Source organism: Bifidobacterium sp. ESL0822 (assembly GCF_052606675.1).
Window position 1 is genome coordinate 59,650 of record NZ_CP199596.1, and the last position, 20,371, is coordinate 80,020.

Below are 20,371 nucleotides of genomic sequence, written 5' to 3' on the forward strand. Positions count from 1 at the left end.
CATGGCCAGATTCCTGATGCGGCGCTTGGTGCTCTTCCTTTTGGCGTTGATAGGCATCTCCCTGCTGATCTTCCTGGCACTGCGCATCCTGCCCGGTGACGTGGCCGCCGTCATGGCCGGACTGGATGCCCCGCCCGAACGCGTCGACCGGCTGCGTCTGCAGATGGGTCTGGACCGCTCCTACCCAAGACAGTATCTGGATTGGATCAGCGAACTTATGAAAGGAGACCTGGGCAGGTCCATTCTGACCAACCGTTCCATCGCCTCCCAGGTGGGCAGCCGGGCCCAGATCACCTTCCCGCTCATTCTTTTGGGACTGGGCGTGGCTCTGCTGCTTGGTGTTCCCCTGGGCTGTGCGGCAGCTCTGGCGCGCTCGCCACGAATGCAGTCCTTCAGCCATATGGTAGCCATCGTAGGTGGATCCGTGCCGGCCCTCTGGTCAGGACTGCTTCTGATCATGCTCTTCGCCAAGGGGAGTGGTCTGGTTGGCCTGCTGCCATCCCAGGGCTTTCCTGCTCTCGGCTGGGCTCGGCCTGGGCAGGCCCTGGCGTCCTTGATCCTGCCTGCTCTGTCCACCGGTATCATTGTAGGCGCCGGAATCATGCGATACACCCGCTCTTTGTTGGGCGACATGCTTTCATCGGGGTATGTGGACATGGGTATGGCCTGCGGGATGACCCGAACCCAGGCCGCCCTGTGCATCGGTCTGCGGCTGTCCTCCCCCCAGTTGGTCTCGGTGGTCGGGCTGACCATGGCCGAGATGATCACCGGGGTCATGGTCAGCGAGAACCTGTTCGCCCTACCGGGACTGGGCTCCATGCTGATCACCGATGTGGGCAACCGGGATCTTCCGGCTGTTCAGTCCGAGCTGCTTCTTCTGGCGGCCTTCTTCCTCTTTCTGGGACTGCTGGTGGACGTTATCCATAGACTGATCGATCCGCGTTTCCGAGGTGCAGTCAGGCAGGAGGTGGCTGACTGATGAGTTGGGAGCATACAGGCAGACCGCGCTTGGGATCGAGGGTTGCATTCCCCGGGCAACTAGGATTCTTCGTGCGGGTGCGGGTGGTGCTGGCCAGCATGTGGCGCAAGGCCTCGGGGCGATACTCCCTGATCGTTCTGGCCATTTGGATTCTGGTCTCCCTGGTCTCCAGGTTCTGGACCCCGGTCCCTATCTGGAATACCGACGGTTATCGGATCTGGCAGGCCCCCAGCCGCGCCCACCTTCTGGGAACGGACGGTACCGGAGCGGACATCCTTTCCTGGCTGATGGCGGGGTCGGCCACCAACCTGGCCATCAGCCTTCTGGCTGTCATCCTGTCAGGCGTATTGGGACTCCTCCTGGTCATGGCCATGGTCTCGCGCCGTTCAGGAGTATCGCAGACGGTCGTGGTCCTGGTCGACGCCCTGATTTCCCTGCCCACAGTTCTGTTGGCCCTGATCCTGGCTGTCCCTCTGGGGCCCAGTATCGCCGTGGTCGTCGTGGCTTGCGGATTCGGCTACGGACTCAACCTGGCCCGGATTGTACGGCCCCAGGCGCTCCTGGCGGCGGAGTCGGACTATGTGCGATTCGCCCGGCACAGTGGGGTCGGGTCCTTCAGAATCTTCTGCACCCACCTGGTGCCCAATGTCATTCCGGTTCTGTGCGTGCAGCTCTCCATGTCGGCGGGGACTTCCGTCCTGGCTGAAGCCGGGTTGACCTACTTGGGGGTGGGTGTTCCCTCCGGTCTGCCCTCCTGGGGGCATTCGCTGACCACCTCGGTCAAGTTCATCAACGTCTTCCCGCTGAACGTGCTCTGGCCCGGCCTGGTGGTCACCATGGTGGTGTTGGCTCTGAACCTGTTCGGTGATGCCCTGCGTGATGCCATCGATCCGGTTACCAATCCAAGGCTCAGGGCCGCCGTGGCTGTCGCCGGGCGGTCCGCTCTTCACTTCGTGCACCGGGAGACTTCTGCACAATTGGATGACTCCGGTCGTCATGTTGAAAATACGATCCATGCAGGCGAGGGAGACAATGATGTCGCTGAGTATTGACGGCCTGAACCTGTCCATCAATGGCCGCACCATTCTTGACCAGGTGGACCTCAGAGTTGCAGACGGCCAACGGGTCGGCCTGATCGGCTCCTCCGGCTCCGGAAAGTCGATGATCGCCCGCAGCGTTCTGGGCACCGCACCGCTGACGGCCTCCCTGTCGGGATCCATTTTGGTGGACGGGTTTCAGATTCTCGGTTCCGATGACCGGTCCCTGGCGGATTTGCGCGGCTCACGGATGGGCATGATCTTTCAGAATCCCTCCACTGCCCTGAACCCGGTAAAGAAGATATACAACCAGGTCGAGCTTCCTCTTCGTCGCCACTATCGGCTGAGCGTCCAGGAACGGCACAGACGGGTCATGGAAATATTGGACCAGGTCGGGTTGGATGCGGAACTGGCTGGCTCCTATCCACATGAGCTGTCCGGGGGTCAGCAGCAGCGGGCGGCCATAGCTACAGCCCTGGTCACCAAGCCCAGACTGATCCTGGCGGACGAGCCGACCACGGCCCTGGATGCCATCACCCAGCGGCAGATTGTGGATCTGCTGGTTTCCCTGGTCGATCAGAGCGGGGCCTCCCTCCTGTTCATCACCCACGACTTCTCCGTACTGGCTCGGGTTGCTGATTACTGCTACATTCTTGACGCTGGGCGAGTGGTGGAAAGCGGGCAGACTCAGAGCATTCTGCACAGTCCCTACAGTCCACAGGGCAGGACCTTGGTGAGGGCGGCAAGAGAGTTGACGCTGAGCGCAGATGGAGGCAAGCATGAGGACGACTGACGATGCGCATGCCGATCCGATCCTGACCGGGAAGGGCCTGATCAAGGTCTATGCCTCCACAGGAAGTGGAACGGCTCGAAAGGCTGCGGTTGACGGCATCGATGTCTCCCTTCTGCCAGGGGAGTGCCTGGCGATCATAGGGGAGTCTGGTTCAGGAAAAACCACGCTTTCACGTCTGCTCCTGGGCCAGTTGAGGCCTGATGCCGGGCAGGTGGCATATGAGGGCGGACCCGTTCTACATGGTTCCCAGGCCGCCAAGGCACTTGTGCGGGACTCTGCTCTGGTCTTTCAGAACCCCTTTGCCTCGCTTGATCCCCGGTGGACAATCGGCCGATCGGTCGCCGAACCTCTTCTGGCTGCCAGGCTCAAGGCGAGCAGATACGGCTGGCATCGGTATCAGAGGGAGCAAGACCTCGCTGATCGGGTGGCCAAGGTCTTGTCAGAGGTTCAGCTTGACCCAGGCAGAATCATGACGGCTTATCCTTCAGATTTGTCTGGCGGCCAGGCCCAGCGGGCGGCCATAGCCCGGGCCCTGATCTTCAAGCCCCGGATACTCTTGGCCGATGAGCCAATGAGCGCCATCGACGTCTCGGCACGCGTCGGAATTCTCCATACCCTTCAATCCATCATGGCCCGGTCCAGGCAGCAGAGCGATCCGTCCAAGGGCATGTCCTTGATCATCATTTCCCATGATTTGGGGGTGGTCCAGCACATCGCGGACAGGGTCATGGTGCTTAGCCAGGGGAAGGTGGTGGAGGAGGGGCCTGTGAGGACCATCCTCAATCACCCCAGTCAGTCATATACTCGTCAGCTACTGGCAGCTGCAACCCTATAGGTACCGGGACTTGTCCGGCATCCGGGCAAGCAGAATTACATGAGGGCATGCCCGTCCCTGCCGGATAAGAGAGGGCGGCAAGAGCATACGTGCTGAGCAAGCGGGCAGATTAAAGCTGCACCTGAATTGACGGTTGGGAAAGCAAATTGTAGACTGTTGGTTAGTTACTCAAGTAACTAAGTAATAAACAGTAGTAAGGGTCCTGACTCGACGCCCTGAATTAAGGCAGACAAGGCGGTCAAACGATGGCGATCGAAATACCGGATGGTCGGCCAGTTTTCGTGAAGGTGGCGGACAGGTTGGCCGAAGCCATAGCCGAGGGTTTGGTCGCCGATGGTGAAAGGATTCCCAGCACCACGGAAATCTCGACCGCTTACCAGATCAACCCGGCAACCGTCCTCAAGGGGATGAACCTGCTGGTCGACCGGGGTCTTCTGGAGAAACGGCGGGGGCTGGGCATGTTTGTCACTGCCGGTGCGGGCCGAAGCGTTCGTGAGCGTCGCAGGAGTGAACTCCTGAACGGAAGGTTCCAGGATCTGGTCGAAGAAGCCAAGTCTCTGGACGTATCCCGTGAGGACCTGGACGCCATCATAGAAAGGGTCTACCAATGAGTCTGACAGTTTCCAAGGTGGACAAATCGTACGGAAAGCTGAAGGCCCTGGATGAGATCTCGCTCTGCTTTGAGCCCGGTAATATATACGGACTCTTCGGGCGGAACGGGGCCGGCAAGTCCACCCTGTGCAACCTGATGACGGGCAGGATACTTCCTGACCATGGGCTGGTCCACTTGGACGGAAGCGGGCTGGTCAACGATTCGAGAATCATTCGCCGCGTAGCCCTGGTCAATGAAACCTGGCCCTATCCATCCCGACGGCACATTAGACAGGCATTTGTCATGGCCGAGGGGTTTTACGGTGGTTTCGACTGGCACTTGGCCGAGAGCATTCTTAAGAGCTTCGCATTGAGGCTGACTGACACTTTTGCCTCCCTTTCCATGGGGCAGCGTCAGGTGGTCAAGGACACCATCGGACTCTGTCTGCCTGTGGAATACCTCATTCTGGATGAACCGACGACAGGATTGGATGCAGCGGCCAGGGAGAGAATCTACGCCTTCGTTCTGGAGTCCTATCAGCGACGCGGGCCGACCATGATCATCGCTACCCATATCATCAACGAGGTCAGCCGGCTCATCTCCCGCGCTACGATCATCGACCAGGGTCGGGTCCTGCGATCTTTCAGCGTGGATGATCTGTCAGCCCTGGGGGCCACTGTCACCGGCCGTCCGCGTGACGTGGAGGGCTACCTTGCCCAGGGTGACCCGCAGCAGCTGAGCAGGCAGCGCATCGGTGACCTGCTGCGCGTCAGCTTCGAGGGGCCGGTGCCTGACGAGCAGCCAAAGGGGCTTATTGTCGCCCCCATGGATCTGCAGACCTACTTCGTCCAGATTACGGAAGGTGCGACACAATGAATAACATGCAAGTTGCAGAGGCAGTGCGGACGAAGACCAAGCCGGGTCCTGACAGGCCAGACGTCGGTGCTGGACCGGCTGAAGGATGGGACCGAATCAAGCGCTTCCTGTTGCCTGCTGTGCAGACCCGGACGGCCCTGCGTGTACAGGTGATGCCGAGGCTGATCGTCTTTTTGATTTGGGCTCTCGTCCTCGCTCTGGGAGTTGTGGGGTTTATTCCCCTAAGCTCTGGCTTCACTGGTCTGTTCACCGAGATGGTGTTCATGGCCACCGCCCTTGCCTGCTCACTGGCGACTTTCCGGCCCCTGATCTCCAACGCCGTGACCCGGTCCACGATCGCTTGGACTCAGATCATCTCCAATGTGGTCATGGCCCTCGCGACAGCTACTTTCATGATCGCGGTCGCCATTATCAGCAGCCTGGGCCAAATCGGATGGATGCCCTTTACGGAAAGTTACCAAAGGTTTCTCGTGCAGGGCTGCTCACCTTGGAGGCTCACTCTTGATCCCTGGAGTGTTTCATGCTTTAACCGGTCGTATGACCAGCAGCCGTCCCGTTGGCTGGCTCTGGCGCTGCATGTCTTCATGGTGCAGGTAGCCTTTATTCTGCTTGGCCAGGTGCTGGGTGACCTCGCCGCCCGCCTTGATCGAAAAGGCGGATGCCTGCTGCTGGCAGGACTGTTGATTTGTGTTGGTTTCTGGCATTCGATTTCCCGCTGGAATTTCTGGGGTTGGCCGCAAACGGCGGTTCAGATACTCAATCTGACGCGCGGCCATTGGGTGTACAAGACCTTGAATCCCTTCATGAATACTGACCTATGGGGATACTTCACTGTGTATTTGCTCTGGCCCCAGGTGGTCTTCACCCTTGTCTTCTCGGCCATATGCATCCTGTTCAGTTACTGGCTCACCAGCCGTCGGCAGCTACCAGCCATCCAAGGGTTCAGCATTCTGAATTAGCGGCAGGATAGCTATGCATACCGGCGACGATTGACCACATGGTCGTTCGCCCACTGCTTGACTCCTGCCGGGGCAATAGACTGGGGAATCATGGTGGACATCCAGGATGCAGGGCAGGCGCTGAAGCGGTATTTCGGATATGAGTCCTTTCGCCCGGGTCAGGAGGATCTGGTCAAGACCATCCTGAATGGGCGCGACTGCCTGGGTGTTATGCCGACCGGAGCTGGCAAGTCAATCTGCTATCAGATTCCTGCCACCCTTCTGGACGGTCTGACCATCGTCATCTCTCCCTTGGTTTCCCTGATGAAGGACCAGGTGGACGGGCTGGAGGATGCGGGCATCCCGGCTTCGTTCGTCAATTCCACCCAGGATATGGATGAGCAGTCCCTGGCCCTGGCTCAGGCTGCACAAGGGCACAGCAAGATCCTCTACGTGGCTCCCGAGCGGCTGGATGCCCCCAGATTCAGGGAATTCGCCCAGCATACGAGGATCTCCCTGCTGGCTGTGGACGAAGCCCATTGCGTATCGCAGTGGGGTCAGGACTTCCGCCCTGCCTACCTGGGCATCGGCGATTTCATCAGATCCCTGCCCAATCGGCCCACGGTGGCAGCCTTCACCGCTACGGCGACCGAGAAGGTTCGGCGCGACATCGTATACATGTTGGGCTTGGACGACCCCTATGTGGCGGTTACTGGATTCGACAGACCCAACCTCTTCTTTGACGTAATCAAACTGGAGAGCAAATACAAGAATCGCTGGGTGGTCCAGTACGCCCTGAAGCATGGAAATGACTCAGGCATTGTCTACTGCGCCACCCGTAAGGAGACCGAAGCCCAGGCAGATGATCTGAGCAAGGCAGGTGTCAGCGCTGTCAGCTACCACGCCGGCATGGATGCCCAGGACAGGGAACAGGCGCAGCGGGACTTCGTCAACGACAAGGTGCAGGTGGTCGTGGCCACCAATGCTTTCGGCATGGGCATCGATAAGTCCAACGTGCGATATGTCATCCATCACAACATGCCTGAGAGCATCGAGGCCTACTACCAGGAGGCCGGCAGGGCGGGACGTGACGGTGAGCCAGCCCGATGCTCGCTGCTGTGGAACGAGAGCGACATCGTCACCCGCAGACGTTTGTTGGACATGGACAACGGCAACGACAGACTGAGCGGTGAGCAGGCTGAAGCGGTCAGGGCCGAACACCGGCGTCTGCTCAACGTCATGATTGGCTACTGTCGGACCACCGGTTGCCTTCACCAGTACATGCTGCGGTACTTCGGCGAAGAGGTGGACCAGGCTGCCGCGGGTCTTTCGCCTGCGGAGGCCGACAAAGGCAAACCCGTCCCAGTCGGGCATCCCGACACCGGCAGCACCGGCTGCCAGAACTGTTCCAACTGTCTGAGCACCTTCAAAACCATCGATGTCAGCGATGTGGCCCGTGCCATAAGCAGGTGCGTGCATGACGTGAATCAGGGGTTCGGCTCCGGCAAGATCGCCCAGATCCTCCGGGGGTCGCGCTCGCAGGACCTTCTTCGGCGAGAGCTGGATCGGTGCCCCAGCTATGGCGTTCTGGCCCAGATTCCGGAGGCGCGCATTCGCGACGTGCTCAACCAGATGGCCTCGGACGGGTATCTGTATATCACCGAAGGACGGTTGCCCATGGTCCATTTCGGGCCCAAGGCCGCGCAGACGGTCAGTCCGGACTTTCACTACGAAATCAAGCGGACGGAACGCCCGAGTGCTTCAGGCAAGGTCTTCGGCGGTGGATCTTCTTCGACGCTCGACGATGGCGGTCTCGACTCGGCCGGTGCAAGTGATGTCAGTCCAGAGGATGAGAAGCTTTTCCAGAAGCTGCGCGATCTGCGGACCAGCATAGCCCACAAAATCGGCAAGCCTCCCTATATCGTCTTCTCCGACAAGGCGTTGCGCGATATGTGCCGCCTTCGGCCCATCGATGATGCAACCTTCCTGGCCGTCAATGGGGTGGGACAGCACAAGCTGGAGCAATATGGACCCCAGTTCATGGGGGTCATCTCCGAGTTCTCGTCCGGTAGAGAAGCGAAGGTAGCCGGCGGGCCCGGCAGAGCCTGATAGGCGGGTCGGCCTACCATGGGATATACATGACTTCATCGCGGCTGCCTTTCATACTGGGCACCCGACAGGAAAGGAAAAAGCAATGGCTGACAAACCAATCGTGGAGAGCTTCCAGCTGGATCACACCAAGGTCAAGGCGCCCTACGTTCGTCTGATCGACGAGGAGAAGGGCCCTCAGGGAGACATCATCTCCAACTATGATCTGCGCCTGGTCCAGCCCAATCAGAATGCCATTCCAACTGCCGGGCTGCACACCATCGAGCACACCATCGCCGTGCTCCTGCGCGAGCGCATCCCCGGCTATATCGACTGCTCGCCCTTCGGTTGCCGGACGGGCTTCCACCTGCTTGCCTGGGGCCGTCATTCGACCGAGGACGTGGCCAAGGCCCTGAAGGAGTCCCTGGAGTTCATCGCCGACAAGGCCACCTGGGACGACGTGCCGGGCACCGAGATCACCTCCTGCGGCAACTACCGAGACCACTCGCTCTTCTCTGCCAAGCAGTGGAGCCGTGACATCGTGGCCGCCGGCATCAGCTCCGATCCTTACGAGCGCAAGCTGGTCTGAGTTTCACAAACGTGGAAACTGGGCAAGGGCAGAACCCTGCCCAGTTTTTCTTTTTGAAGTGTCCCCGCCTAAAACATTCGGTACGAATTGGCCACTCGTGCCTGATCCTTGGTATTCCTTTGGGCCAGGAGTTCCTGCGGCATGTGGTCATGCCAAACCGTCTGGTCAGCTGACCAAGCGTGGTCAACCTGACCTGTGCTCGTCATTTGCACTCGGAAGACCTGGTTCAGGAGGCTGCAGAATAGCCCACACTATTCCCTGATTCGCTCAATGCGTACTCACCTCGTGACTGCCTGCTGATGGATACACTCGTACTTCGGCAATCGCAGGGGCGGGTTTCGTCCCTGCCGCACCGGTCGAGAAAGAGGTAGCCACAGTGAGCAGGTACGCGATGGAAACAGCACGTTGGATCCGTCATGCCACCATGGACGACTTTGAGGCGATCGTGCCTGTCTACGCCTACGCCAGAAAGCGGATGGCGCAGACCGGCAACCCACGTCAGTGGGGGGACAAGTACCCACTGCCCGAACGCATCCGCGAGGACATCGCCGGTGGCCACACCATGCTATTGGTTGACGATGCGGCCGGTATGGATCAAATTCCTGAGGATCCCGTCTACCCTGAACCGGAGTTGGACGAGCACAAGGGCAGCCATGAGCGCATCATCGGCGTTTTCGCCCTCTTCCATGACCCTGAACCGGATTATAAGGTCATTGATGGCAGCTGGCTGGACGACCGGCCCTATACCACCATCCATCGGGTGGCCGCCTCGGGACTGGGGCGTCACGCGGCCGGGGACCTGCTTGATTGGAGCATGCGCCGGTACGAGAACATCCGCGCCGATACGGGACTGAAGAACTACGCCATGCAGCACATCCTGGAGACCCATGGCTTCACCCGCTGCGGCAACATCATCATGCCTGAAAACAAGGAGATCGAGAACGTGCGGGTGGCTTATCAGCTGCACAATCGTCCCCTTGACCTGGCTGAGCGCGAAAGGGAGGCCAAGCGCTTGGTCGCCGTCTGAGAGCGGGACCGACCGTCGCAGCGCCGTCGCACAATGGAGCCATGACATTGAGCGCAGCACCGGCATGGCGGTTCTCCGGGCCCGAGGGCCAGCGGCATTACGAGCAGGCTCTTCGGGCCTATCCTGGGCAGATTATCGTGGACTTGCGGACCTTGAAGGCCAATATGGCCACCCTGGTGAATCTGGTTCATTCCACGAATCCTGGTGCTGCGGTCATGGGTGTGGTCAAGGCCGATGCTTACGGACATGGGCTCATTCCTGCCTCTCTGGCGGCGCTGGCGGGCGGAGCAACATGGCTGGGCACGGCCCAGTCCAGCGAAGCCCTGCGTCTGCGCCGGGCAGGCATCGGCCCCGACCGTTGCCGGATCCTGTCCTGGATGTTCAATGGGGACCGCGCCCCCTTTGACCAGCTGATTCAGGCTGACATCGACCTGGGCATCGGTTCTCTGAAGGCCATGAACATGGCGGCCCAGGCGGCAGATCAGGTCGGCAGACCTGCCCGTGTCCACATCAAGGTGGACACGGGCTTTGGACGCAACGGCTTCACCCCTGAAACCTTCGGGGATGCCCTGCGAGAGCTCTCCAGCCTGGCCGCCCGGGGCCTGTTGGAGCCTGTGGGGCTCTTCAGCCATCTGGCGGTAGCCGACATGCCCGGTGTAGACGAGTTTGTGTCGTCCACTGACGAGCAAATCGCTCTCTTCGAGGAGTTCTCTGACAGGATGACCGCCGCCGGCATGAAGCCCGCAATCCGGCATCTGGCGAACACCGCCGCCACGCTCAGCCGTCCTGGGATACGTTATGATCTGACCCGTCCTGGCATCGGCCTGTACGGATACGAGCCCGATCCCTCAATGGGGGTTTCGGCCGATTATGGTCTGCGCCCGGCCATGACCCTTCAGGCCCAGCTGGGCACGGTCAAGGATATGCCGGCCGGTCACGGCATCTCCTACGGCCGAACCTATCTGACGGAGAAGCCGACGAGCACAGCCATCATGCCCCTGGGTTACGCCGATGGGATCCATCGGTCGGCCTCGGGCTTCGACCGCCAGGGCGCTATGGGTCGGGAGCACCTGGGAGGTCCCGTCCGCCTGATGACTCGCCAAGGGCCCAAGTTGGTTCGCGTCGCTGGAAGGGTCTGCATGGACCAGTGCGTACTGGATCTAGAGGGCATGGCATCTGACTTAGGGGTGAGCGAGGGCGATACCGTTGTGCTCTTCGGGCCGGGCAGGGGGGAGGCTCAGGCTGAGCCAACCGCTGATGACTGGGCCCGGGCCGCCGACACCATCAGCTATGAGATCTTCACCTGCCTGCGTGGCAGGATTCCACGGCTCTACCTGGGCGTGCATGAGGTGGTCGACCCTTCCGACCTGCACCTGATTGCCCCTGAATCCATTCTTTGAGACCACTATCACAGGTAGAACCTGGGCTTGGGGCCTTGTCAAGGGGCAATATAAGTGATGAGATGAGGTTATGACTACATATACAGGAAATGAACCCAGCAATATCTCATACACAGCCGTGGCTGACATCACCGGAGGCCGCGAGGGCCATGCTGACAGCCATGAGCCCGATCTCTCCCTGGACCTGGATACACCCAAGGCCATGGGGGGCAAGGGTCAGGGAACCAACCCCGAGCAACTCTTCGCCATCGGCTGGGGCGCCTGCTTCCAGGGAGCCATGGGACTGGCCGGCAAGGAGCTGCGCGTGCCGGCCACCAAGCTGGCCCAGAGCAAGGTGCGCACTCATATCTCCCTTGGTGACCAGGGCGAGTCCTTCGGCATCAAGGCTCTGATTGAAGTCTGTCTGCCCGGTGTCGATCGTGATTTGGCCACCCGCCTGGTGGAGCGCACCCAGGAGCTTTGCCCCTATTCCAAGGCTACGGCGGGCAACGTCCCCACTGAAGTGGTGGTCGTAGACAGTCTGGACTGAACGGAGCGCGCGCCTGATGGGCACTGACGAGGAAGGCGGATCTCGCCTGCTGGCTGAGGGCTACTCCGCCCAGGATCAGGAACGGTGGGCACCGGAGCCCCCGAAGACCAGCAGCAGGACCGCCTTTGAGCGTGATCGGGCGCGCCTGGTCCATTCTTCGGCGCTGCGTCGGTTGGGGGCCAAGACGCAGATTCTGGTCGCCGGCACCGACGACTTCGCGCGTACGCGGCTGACCCACACTCTGGAAGTGGCCCAGATCGGACGGCAGATCGGCACCATGCTGGGTTGCGACCCAGACGTGGTGGACTGTGCCTGTCTGGCCCACGACCTGGGCCATCCGCCCTTTGGCCACAACGGCGAACGTGCCTTGTCCTCGCTAGCCTCCGACATAGGGGGATTCGAGGGCAATGCACAAACCCTTCGACTGCTGACCAGGCTTGAGCCCAAGGTCTTCCATCCGGACGGACGCTCAGCAGGGGTCAACCTGACCAGGGCCGCCTTGGACGCTGCGGTCAAATATCCCTGGACCCTGGCCGAGGCCTCGGCTCATCCCAAGGGGGAGAGGACCGCCAAGTTCTGCGTCTATCCCGATGACCAGGAGGTCTTCCACTGGCTTAAGCAGGGAGCGCCGCAGGCCAGCACGCCTATGGAGTGCCAGGTCATGGACCTGGCTGATGACATCGCCTACAGCGTCCACGACGTTGAGGATGCCATCGTGGTCGGCTCTTTCGTACCTGAGCGACTGGCCGAGCCCCGGATCGTCGATGGCGTGGTCCGGGCCGCCCGATCCTGGTATGGGGACCGCTGGGATGCTGACCAGCTGGTCCGAGCCTTGGAGACCGTCCGTGGCATGTTGCCGACGGGCTTCGATGGATCACGCCGGGCCTTGGCTACTTTGAAGAACACCACCAGTTACCTGATCGGCCGCTTTGCCGACTCCGTGGAGGCGGCCACCCGAAGCCGCCATGGCCAAGGTCCGCTGACCAGGTACTCGGCTGGGCTGGTCATTCCTCCTCGGACCTCCTATGAGATTGTGGCCTTGAAGGGGATTGCTGTCTACTTCGTCATGGCTCCCCGTGAGAAGGAGCCCTTCCATGCAGAGCAGCTGAAAATCGTGACCGACCTGGTTGAGGTCATGATGGCCGACTCGCCAGCCCCCTCTGATGCCTTGGAGGACGTCTTCCTGGAGGATTGGCACCAGGCGGGTTCGGATGGGGAGCGCCTACGGGTGGCTATCGACCAGGTGGCCTCCCTGACCGACGGTTCGGCGCTGGCCCTGCATTCCTTGGTCTGCCCATAGGCCTGCCGTATTTATGCCGGGCGCAACACATCCCCCTGGGCCGGTAGGCTGGGTGTCATGTCCGGAATGATCAAGAAGGAAGACATCGAGAAGGTCAGAGCCAAGGCCGATCTGTATGAGATCGTATCTGAAAGCGTGACTCTGAAGCCTTCAGGTTCCGGCACTTACATGGGTCTGTGCCCCTTCCACGACGAGAAGTCTCCTTCTTTTTCAGTGCGTCCCTCCATGGGGGTCTGGCACTGCTTCGGCTGCGGGCTGGGTGGCGACGTCTTCACCTACGTGGAGCAGGAGGAGAACGTCGAGTTCGGCGATGCCGTCGAGATTCTGGCAGACAAGTATCAGATCGAGCTGCATTACGAGAACTCCCGCCAGGACAAGCGTCGCGGGTCCAAACGTTCCCGACTGCTGGAGGCCAACGAGGAGGCCCAGCGTTTCTTCGTTTCGCAGATCATGAGCAAGGAGGCGCTGGCGGCGCGCAAGCTCTTGGCAGGCAGGACCTTCTCCCAGGCTGACAGCGCGCATTTCGGCTGCGGATACGCCCCACGAGGATGGGACAACCTGGTTCGCCACCTGTCCACCAAGGGTTTCACCCAGCAGGAGATGCTGGATGCCGGACTGGCCAGGCAGGGGCAGAGGGGAGTCTACGACTACTTCCGGGGCAGGGTCACCTGGCCTATCAGGGATTCCACGGGCCGCACCCTGGGCTTCGGCGCTCGCAAGCTTTACGAGGACGACGGCATCAACGCCAAGTACATCAACACGCCCGACACCCAGCTCTACCGCAAGAACCAGGTGCTCTACGGCATCGACCTGGCCAAGGATGCCATCGTCAAAAAGCGGCAGGTGGTCATCGTGGAGGGCTATACCGACGTCATGGCCTGCCACCTTGCCGGCGTCGATACCGCTGTAGCCACCTGTGGCACTGCATTCGGTGAGGACCATGCCAAGATCGTTCGCCGGCTCATCTCCGACGACGCATTAGGGGCCATCCAGCTGGTGGGGCCGGTCCATGGCTCCCGGGTGGTCTTCACCTTCGACGGTGATGCTGCCGGCCAAAAGGCCGCCCTGCATGCCTTCGGCCTTGACGGGAGTTTCTTGACGCAGACCTTCGTGGCGGTGGCCCGGGAGAACCTGGATCCATGCGACCTGCGCATCCGCTATGGCGATGAGGCTGTGCGTTCTCTGGTGGAGCATGCCCGGCCGCTGTACGACTTCGTCATCGACACCGCCGTGGCCATGTTCGACACCCAGTACACCACTGGGCAGATGGGGGCGGTCAAGGCTGTGGCGCCCATCCTGGCCCAGATCAGGGATCGCTCCCTGGTCGGGGCCTATACCCGCAAGACCGCCAGAAAAATCGGTGTGGATCTGGATCTGCTGCGCCAGGAGGTCAACAGGGCCCGCCGCAAACTACATGTAAAGGATCAGGATGCCTATGCGGTCCGCACTCCTCACCGCGGTGCGGGTGAATCGGAGGGTCGCGCGGGCCATGGCAGTGACGATGCCATGCAACGCCGCAGGATACAGCGTGAGGATGCCCTCCGACAGGGCTATCATCACATCGATGATTCCGTCTTCATCTGCGAGCAGCAGTTCATGGGTGTACTTATCCAGATTCCCAGAGCGGTCGGTTCAGATGCCTTCGGCCAGCTGAGTCCGGACAGTTTCGAAGTTCCCATTTTCCGCTCGCTCTATCGGGCTGTGCAGGCTGCCGGAGGGCTGCCTGACAGGAAGACACCCCAGGGACTGTGGATGCATAATTTGACCAAGGCGGGCGGGCCCATGCTGGAGTCGGCCATCAACGAGCTGGCTGTCATGCCTTTGCCGCTGAATTTGGATAAGCAGGTGGGTAAGCAGAGGGACTCAGGGCCCGGCTCCAAGAAAGGCAATGAGGAGGGCGATCAGGGCGCAGGCTCCGATGACGCGGATGTTCAGCTGAAGCAGCCTAGCCCGGAGGAGCGTCAGTACGCCTCCGAACTGCTGGCAAGGCTGCTGGATGCCACTTACATGCGACTGATCGCCTCGGCCAAACACCGGATGAACCAGTTGCCAGACGGGCAGGAGAAGTTCGATCTTCTTGGCCGGATCACCCAATACGAGACCCAGCGCAATGAGTTGCGCAACCAGGTCTTCGGCAACGCCGAATGAACTGGTAGACAGGTAAGTTGGCCATTCCTGTCCTTGTCGACGTTTGCTTCAAGATAAGGAGGGGGTGGACTTAGGCTTGGGCTGGGTCTGGTTTCCCGCTAGGCGGGGAAGGAGATCCGGGAGTTGATGCAGTTCATCACAGTGACAATGACCGCGGTAATGATGCCACCCAGATAGGGATTTCTGGTGTGAGTGTAGATTGTACGAATCACGAGAGGCCTGATGGCCAGCGGGTTAAGGGTGTCAGCTTCCAGTCGGGTATCTGCGTGTTGCTCTCAAAAAGACCGTTGACTCCAGTGACGAAGGAATATCCATATCCAACCAGTGCTGTAGTCGGTGCTGTAGCTTGAACTGCGACAAATCCATTGTTGATGCAAGGCAGAGCTAGGGAATCGTTCCTCGCTTGTGAACTTGTAATGCCTTACGGATATAGTATTACTGGTAAGGCATGACAACTTGTTTCTTGTATTTACCTTGGCACTGTGGCACATTCTCAAGTACCGAACGGATGGGCGGAGTACGCCCTGGTATTAGGCATGAACATACAACGCCGAAGGACGGCTTTGCATTACAGCCAAGAGTTCGTCGCCTATAATGCGAATCTTTCCCGATTCGCATATCAACAGTTGGAGCATGGGCAGTCACGACCCGGAAGTCCGGCCAATCCCAGTTTGATCAACGTAATGGCAGTTGCTCAAGTGCTCGATGTGGGCCTGGATGAGTTGCTGCCTGCGCCCTGGCCGGACCTTCACGCAAAGTAGTGTGGGTGACGCCATTTTCAAGACAAGTCCTGCCGATAGGGTGAATGCATGAACATGGAGCATCAAAAGAAAGAAAGTCGTGCCGGGTCGACTGACAAAGTCCGGTCTGCTGTGGGTCGCCAACCGCTTGCAGTCTTCTGGGACATGGACGGAACCCTGATCGACTCAGAGCCCTACTGGCATCAGGCGGAGGTCGATTTAGCGCGCGAGCATGGAGGAGACTGGAATGCCGACATGGGTTGGCAGGTCTCCGGCAAACCTTTGACCAGAGTGGCAAAGGTGATGCGTGAGCGGGGTCTTAACGTTCCTGAGAATCAGATTCCTGACCTGTTGATCGATGGAGTGATTGCCATGGAGGAGCATCACATGCCCTGGATTGAAGGGGTCCGTGACATCCTGGCGGACCTTGTTGAGGCTGGCATTCCCTCGATTCTGGTCACTACTTCGCCACGCCGCATGGCTCAGGCGGTGGTCGCCAAGGCACCCGAGGGGGCTTTTGCCGACTATGTTTGCGGGGACGATGGGCTGGCGCAGAAACCCGATCCCGCCCCATATCTGCATGCGGCCAGTCTGGTGGGCATCAACAGCCCTGATTTGATGGCATCCTGTTTGGCTTTCGAGGATACTTTGACCGGCATCACTTCGGCTGTAGCCTCGGGAGCCACCACAGTTGCCTATACCGGCACCAACCCGGTCGACACCTCATCAGGCCCTCAGTTCGCTTCCATAAATAGCTATGTTGGAGTCAACTTGGATGATTTTTCTGCACTGGTTGCCAGGCGACTTGGACGATTGGGGTCGCCGGCTGCGCAGACTTGCTGAATCGTTAGGACTACTGTAGCGGCCGGTATTTTCGGCTGGAGCCGCGCGAAGTAGCCACCGGGTACCTGTCGGCCGTCCTTTGCAGTTTGTCCATGATGATTCGATCCATGTCCAGATCCAGCCGATCCGCCAGCTGGATGCAATAAGTGAGCACGTCAGCCAGTTCGTCGGTTACATGGCCTTCGTCTCCGTCCCTGGGATCGTCTCCCCACTGATAGCATTCCAGGAGTTCGGCCGCTTCGATGCAGATTGATTTGGCCAGGTTGGCGGGCGTGTGGAATTGATCCCAGTCGCGCTCGTGGACAAAATCCATCACCGCTGTTACCGTTTCCTTGCTGATCATGATTTCGAGCCTATCAGCCGGCCCTCCTTGCATCAGATTGGTATGGGTTTGTGGCATAGTGAAAATCATGGATTCATCAAGCGCGCCGCAGCCTGTGGTGATGACGCTGCCCTATGGCAACTTCAGAGATGAGGATTTTTCCAAGGCCATTGCAGAGTACAAGCAGGCGAAAGTTGTTGGCAGTCAGGGCAGTCATTTGGAGCAGAGGCTGCTTGAGGAGCTGTTCCTACGCTATCCCACTGTATATATTGTCTCTGCTGACGAAAGGGACAGCAGCAAAAAGCATGGCGGTGGGTCCCCTTACGTGGTTTACGTCGGGGAAACCAATGACATCCGTTCTCGGACCAGGCAGCACATCGAGCTGGATCCACGAACCCGCACGGATTGGGAACGCCTGGTGCGATTCATGCGCAATCACCGAGACAGGGTCTGCCAGTACATCATCGGTGATCGCCACTTCAACAAGTCCCTGACCCTGGATATGGAAAATCGGTTGATGGGGTATATGCAGAGCGTCGATGCAGTCAAGCTGGTCATGAACCGTCGAACCAATGCTCAGGACATGTATTACACCAGTGATGAATTCGACAGCATCTTTTCCAAGGCTTGGCAGACCCTGCACGAAATGGAGCCCGATCTGTTCCCGGAAGAGAAGGCGATTCTGGACTCCGCCCTGTTCAAGGCCTCGCCCTTCCGCAAGCTCACCGACGAACAACGGCGAGCCGAAGAAGCTGTTCTGCATGTGCTGGAGTCGGTCATTATTCAAAACCCAGGCGAGGGTTTCCACTCGATGACGGAATCGATAGGCCCGGTTCGGATCAAGGATAAAGCGCATACCCAGGTCATTGTCGTTCAGGGCATGTCAGGAACTGGCAAGACCGTTTTGCTCAGCCATCTCTTCTATCAGATATGTGCCAGGTACGGCATCTATGGAAACTTGAACGGCAATGACGATAACCGTTCGGCGAAGGCCAGGCAGCGTTCCTACATCATTGTCAACCAGACCGAGCAGGCTAATGTCTACAACCAGATGGCTCTGAAGCTGGGATTGCAAAAGAAACGCGGACAGTGCGTGGTTGGCGCTGTCCAGTTCATCAATCGTTTCAGCAAGCAGACCAATCGAAATGGCCGGTCCACAGGCAGGGCAGCGGACCCTATGAATAGCGTCGACGCTCAGGCGGATGTTGTGCTGATTGACGAGGCGCATCTGCTTCTGACACAAGGGTCGCAGAGCTACTCCGGAAGCAATCAGCTCTATGACATATTGCGGCGGGCAAAAGTGGCGATTGTGGTTTTCGACCCGGAACAGGTCCTGCGTGGATCCCAGTTCGTGGATGCCCAGGAAAGTCGGCTCCTGGGATTGACGGGTTCTGAACATGACAAGACTTTCTCGCAATCCATGCTCATCCGCGAAAAGTCGCGGGACGGTCAGCATGTACGCGAGGATACTTTCCAGGTCAGTCATGTTCGTTTGGATCAACAGATGCGCATTCAGGCTGATCCTGCGACATGCGCCTGGCTGGATCGGATAACAGCCAAGGATGGCGTCATCGGCCCACTGCATCCGGATCCCTGGGAGCACCCATATGAGATAAGAGTTTTTGACTCACCTAAGTATTTAAGGAAGTTCATTCGGCAAAAGGACCAGGGGCAAAAAAGCAAGGGGTCCTTGGGCCTTTGCCGACTCCTGGCCACCTATGACTGGCCTTACAGCAGCAAGAATCATCCGGATTCACATGATCCCTCCCGACATTGGCAGGTTGTACTGCACCAAGAGGATTCAGGCCAGTGGGTGTGGGCCGAAGAGGGTCAGGACGGCGAAGGTGAATTTGCCATGCCCTGGAATTACGAACTATATGAATCCCAGGGAAACTCTGCTGCAAATCACCGGATCGCCTGGGCCGAGCTGCCTTTCACCATTGATGAAGTGGGCTCCATCTTCACCATCCAAGGTTTTGACCTCAACTACGCGGGAGTCATCATCGGGCCCTCGGTCACCTACAGGAATGGGAAGATCGAATTCGAACCGAAGCTCAGTTGCAACACATTGGCGACCAACCAGCGGTCTGAGCCGGAGATGGATCCCGTAGACAATCTTCGGCACGAGTTTAATGTGCTGCTCAAACGAGGGGTACACGGATTGGGGCTATTTGCGGTGGACCCTGAGCTTCGGAGTCGACTGGCCTGGGCTGTGGGTGGGTTCGCCCAAGTTCGGGACTGACCGGCCTAACGCGCCTACATCGATTGAATGCCAATCGGCGGTATCATGTCCTGGGCCATGGTCCATGGCCCAGGACATGTTCATGAGAAAGGTGTAGGCGAGTATATGACGACGCGCAAGATCATCCTGGACTGCGATCCAGGTCATGACGATGCGGTGGCTATCCTTCTGGCAGTAGGCGATCCGCGAATCGACCTGATCGGGGTGACTACGGTTGGCGGCAACCAGAGTCTGGACAAGGTTACCTACAATGCGAGGGCTGTGCTTGAAAAGGCTCATGCGCGCCAGGTGCCGGTCCATGCCGGATGCGATAGGCCGTTGGTGCGTCCTCAGGAGGTAGCTGCTTCAATTCATGGCCAGACCGGCCTGGACGGTGTCGAGCTGCCTGAACCTACCCGGCCCCTGGATCCCGGCCACGCCGTCGATTGGATCATCGAGACCATTATGCGCGAGGAGCCGGGCACAGTGACCCTGGTCCCCACTGGACCCCTGACCAACATCGCCATGGCCGTTCGTAAGGAACCCCGCATTGTCGACCGCGTCCGTGAGGTTGTGCTCATGGGTGGTGGCTACCATGTAGGCAATTGGAGTGCTGTCGCTGAATTCAACATCAAGGTGGATCCCGAGGCTGCTCATATCGTCTTCAATGAGTCTTGGCCGGTCACCATGGTGGGGCTGGACCTGACTCATCAGGCCCTGTGCACACCAGAGGTTCAGCAGCGCATCGAGGGCATCGGCACCGATCTGGCCCACTTCGTCAGCGGGCTGATGGACTTCTTCCGCAAGTCCTACCAGGACAACCAGGACTTCGTGGACCCGCCCGTGCATGATCCCTGCACTGTGGCCTATCTGATTGACCCCTCTATTGTGAGCACCCGTCGTTGCCCGGTGGATGTGGAACTGCGCGGGGATCTGACCTGCGGGATGACCGTGGCCGATCTGCGCGGCCCTGAGCCCTCTGCCGAGGACTGCCACACCCAGGTGGCCGTCAAACTGGACTTCCAGGGATTCTGGGACCTGGTGGTCAAGGCCATCACCGCGATTGGATGAGATCAATGAAGACTTCGAACACAGCCGCACCCAAGACTGACAA

18 protein-coding genes are annotated in these 20,371 nt (G+C 59.3%); 17 read left to right on the top strand and 1 reads right to left on the bottom strand.

Features of this window, described 5'->3' with window-relative positions; all coding sequences use genetic code 11:
* The first annotated feature begins 1 nt into the window (after nt 1).
* From ACUIAF_RS00255 to ACUIAF_RS00325, 15 genes are all read left to right on the top strand, one after another.
* Entirely contained in the window at nt 2–979 is a 978-nt protein-coding gene (locus ACUIAF_RS00255) for an ABC transporter permease (RefSeq protein ID WP_445338653.1), read from the top strand.
* A gap of 98 nt (nt 980–1,077) precedes the next feature.
* Entirely contained in the window at nt 1,078–2,031 is a 954-nt protein-coding gene (locus tag ACUIAF_RS00260; protein WP_445339197.1) for an ABC transporter permease, read from the top strand.
* A complete protein-coding gene (locus ACUIAF_RS00265) occupies nt 2,015–2,809 on the top strand; it encodes an ABC transporter ATP-binding protein (protein ID WP_445339198.1) in 795 nt (264 codons plus the stop codon). Before ACUIAF_RS00260 ends, ACUIAF_RS00265 begins: the two co-directional genes overlap by 17 nt.
* Nucleotides 2,796–3,644, top strand: coding sequence for an ABC transporter ATP-binding protein (locus ACUIAF_RS00270; protein ID WP_445338655.1), 849 nt, complete (start codon nt 2,796–2,798; stop codon nt 3,642–3,644). Before ACUIAF_RS00265 ends, ACUIAF_RS00270 begins: the two co-directional genes overlap by 14 nt.
* 245 nt (nt 3,645–3,889) lie before the next feature.
* Complete coding sequence (locus ACUIAF_RS00275; protein WP_015022206.1) at nt 3,890–4,255, top strand: GntR family transcriptional regulator; 366 nt, start codon at nt 3,890–3,892, stop codon at nt 4,253–4,255.
* The gene (locus ACUIAF_RS00280) at nt 4,252–5,112 is read left to right on the top strand and encodes an ATP-binding cassette domain-containing protein (protein WP_445338657.1); all 861 of its coding nucleotides are present in this window, start codon (nt 4,252–4,254) and stop codon (nt 5,110–5,112) included. Before ACUIAF_RS00275 ends, ACUIAF_RS00280 begins: the two co-directional genes overlap by 4 nt.
* A gap of 152 nt (nt 5,113–5,264) precedes the next feature.
* Nucleotides 5,265–6,071: a hypothetical protein gene (locus tag ACUIAF_RS00285; RefSeq protein ID WP_445338658.1), complete on the top strand. Its 807-nt coding sequence runs from the start codon at nt 5,265–5,267 to the stop codon at nt 6,069–6,071.
* A gap of 90 nt (nt 6,072–6,161) precedes the next feature.
* Entirely contained in the window at nt 6,162–8,159 is a 1,998-nt protein-coding gene (locus ACUIAF_RS00290; RefSeq protein WP_445338659.1) for a RecQ family ATP-dependent DNA helicase, read from the top strand.
* Between the two features lie 85 nt (nt 8,160–8,244).
* The gene (locus tag ACUIAF_RS00295; protein WP_015022202.1) at nt 8,245–8,727 is read left to right on the top strand and encodes an S-ribosylhomocysteine lyase; all 483 of its coding nucleotides are present in this window, start codon (nt 8,245–8,247) and stop codon (nt 8,725–8,727) included.
* A gap of 391 nt (nt 8,728–9,118) precedes the next feature.
* Nucleotides 9,119–9,754, top strand: coding sequence for an N-acetyltransferase (locus ACUIAF_RS00300; RefSeq protein ID WP_445338660.1), 636 nt, complete (start codon nt 9,119–9,121; stop codon nt 9,752–9,754).
* 41 nt (nt 9,755–9,795) lie between these two features.
* Entirely contained in the window at nt 9,796–11,154 is a 1,359-nt protein-coding gene (alr, locus tag ACUIAF_RS00305; RefSeq protein ID WP_445338661.1) for an alanine racemase, read from the top strand.
* A 70-nt stretch (nt 11,155–11,224) separates the two neighbouring features.
* Nucleotides 11,225–11,683, top strand: coding sequence for an Ohr family peroxiredoxin (locus tag ACUIAF_RS00310; protein ID WP_015022199.1), 459 nt, complete (start codon nt 11,225–11,227; stop codon nt 11,681–11,683).
* 16 nt (nt 11,684–11,699) lie between these two features.
* Nucleotides 11,700–12,983: a deoxyguanosinetriphosphate triphosphohydrolase gene (locus ACUIAF_RS00315; RefSeq protein WP_110417448.1), complete on the top strand. Its 1,284-nt coding sequence runs from the start codon at nt 11,700–11,702 to the stop codon at nt 12,981–12,983.
* A 57-nt stretch (nt 12,984–13,040) separates the two neighbouring features.
* A complete protein-coding gene (gene dnaG / locus ACUIAF_RS00320; protein WP_445338663.1) occupies nt 13,041–15,131 on the top strand; it encodes a DNA primase in 2,091 nt (696 codons plus the stop codon).
* A gap of 809 nt (nt 15,132–15,940) precedes the next feature.
* Nucleotides 15,941–16,714, top strand: coding sequence for an HAD family hydrolase (locus ACUIAF_RS00325; RefSeq protein WP_445338664.1), 774 nt, complete (start codon nt 15,941–15,943; stop codon nt 16,712–16,714).
* Between the two features lie 10 nt (nt 16,715–16,724).
* Here ACUIAF_RS00325 and ACUIAF_RS00330 read toward each other — a convergent pair whose 3' ends face one another.
* Complete coding sequence (locus ACUIAF_RS00330) at nt 16,725–17,057, bottom strand: nucleotide pyrophosphohydrolase (RefSeq protein ID WP_015022195.1); 333 nt, start codon at nt 17,055–17,057, stop codon at nt 16,725–16,727.
* Between the two features lie 67 nt (nt 17,058–17,124).
* Between ACUIAF_RS00330 and ACUIAF_RS00335 the strand changes: the two genes are divergently transcribed.
* Both ACUIAF_RS00335 and uriH read left to right on the top strand, forming a co-directional pair.
* Nucleotides 17,125–19,278 carry a DUF2075 domain-containing protein gene (locus tag ACUIAF_RS00335; RefSeq protein WP_445338666.1) on the top strand — a complete coding sequence of 718 codons (2,154 nt, stop codon included), beginning with the start codon at nt 17,125–17,127 and terminating at the stop codon, nt 19,276–19,278.
* Between the two features lie 105 nt (nt 19,279–19,383).
* Nucleotides 19,384–20,328, top strand: coding sequence for a uridine-preferring nucleoside hydrolase UriH (gene uriH / locus ACUIAF_RS00340; RefSeq protein WP_015022193.1), 945 nt, complete (start codon nt 19,384–19,386; stop codon nt 20,326–20,328).
* Nucleotides 20,329–20,371 lie beyond the last annotated feature (43 nt).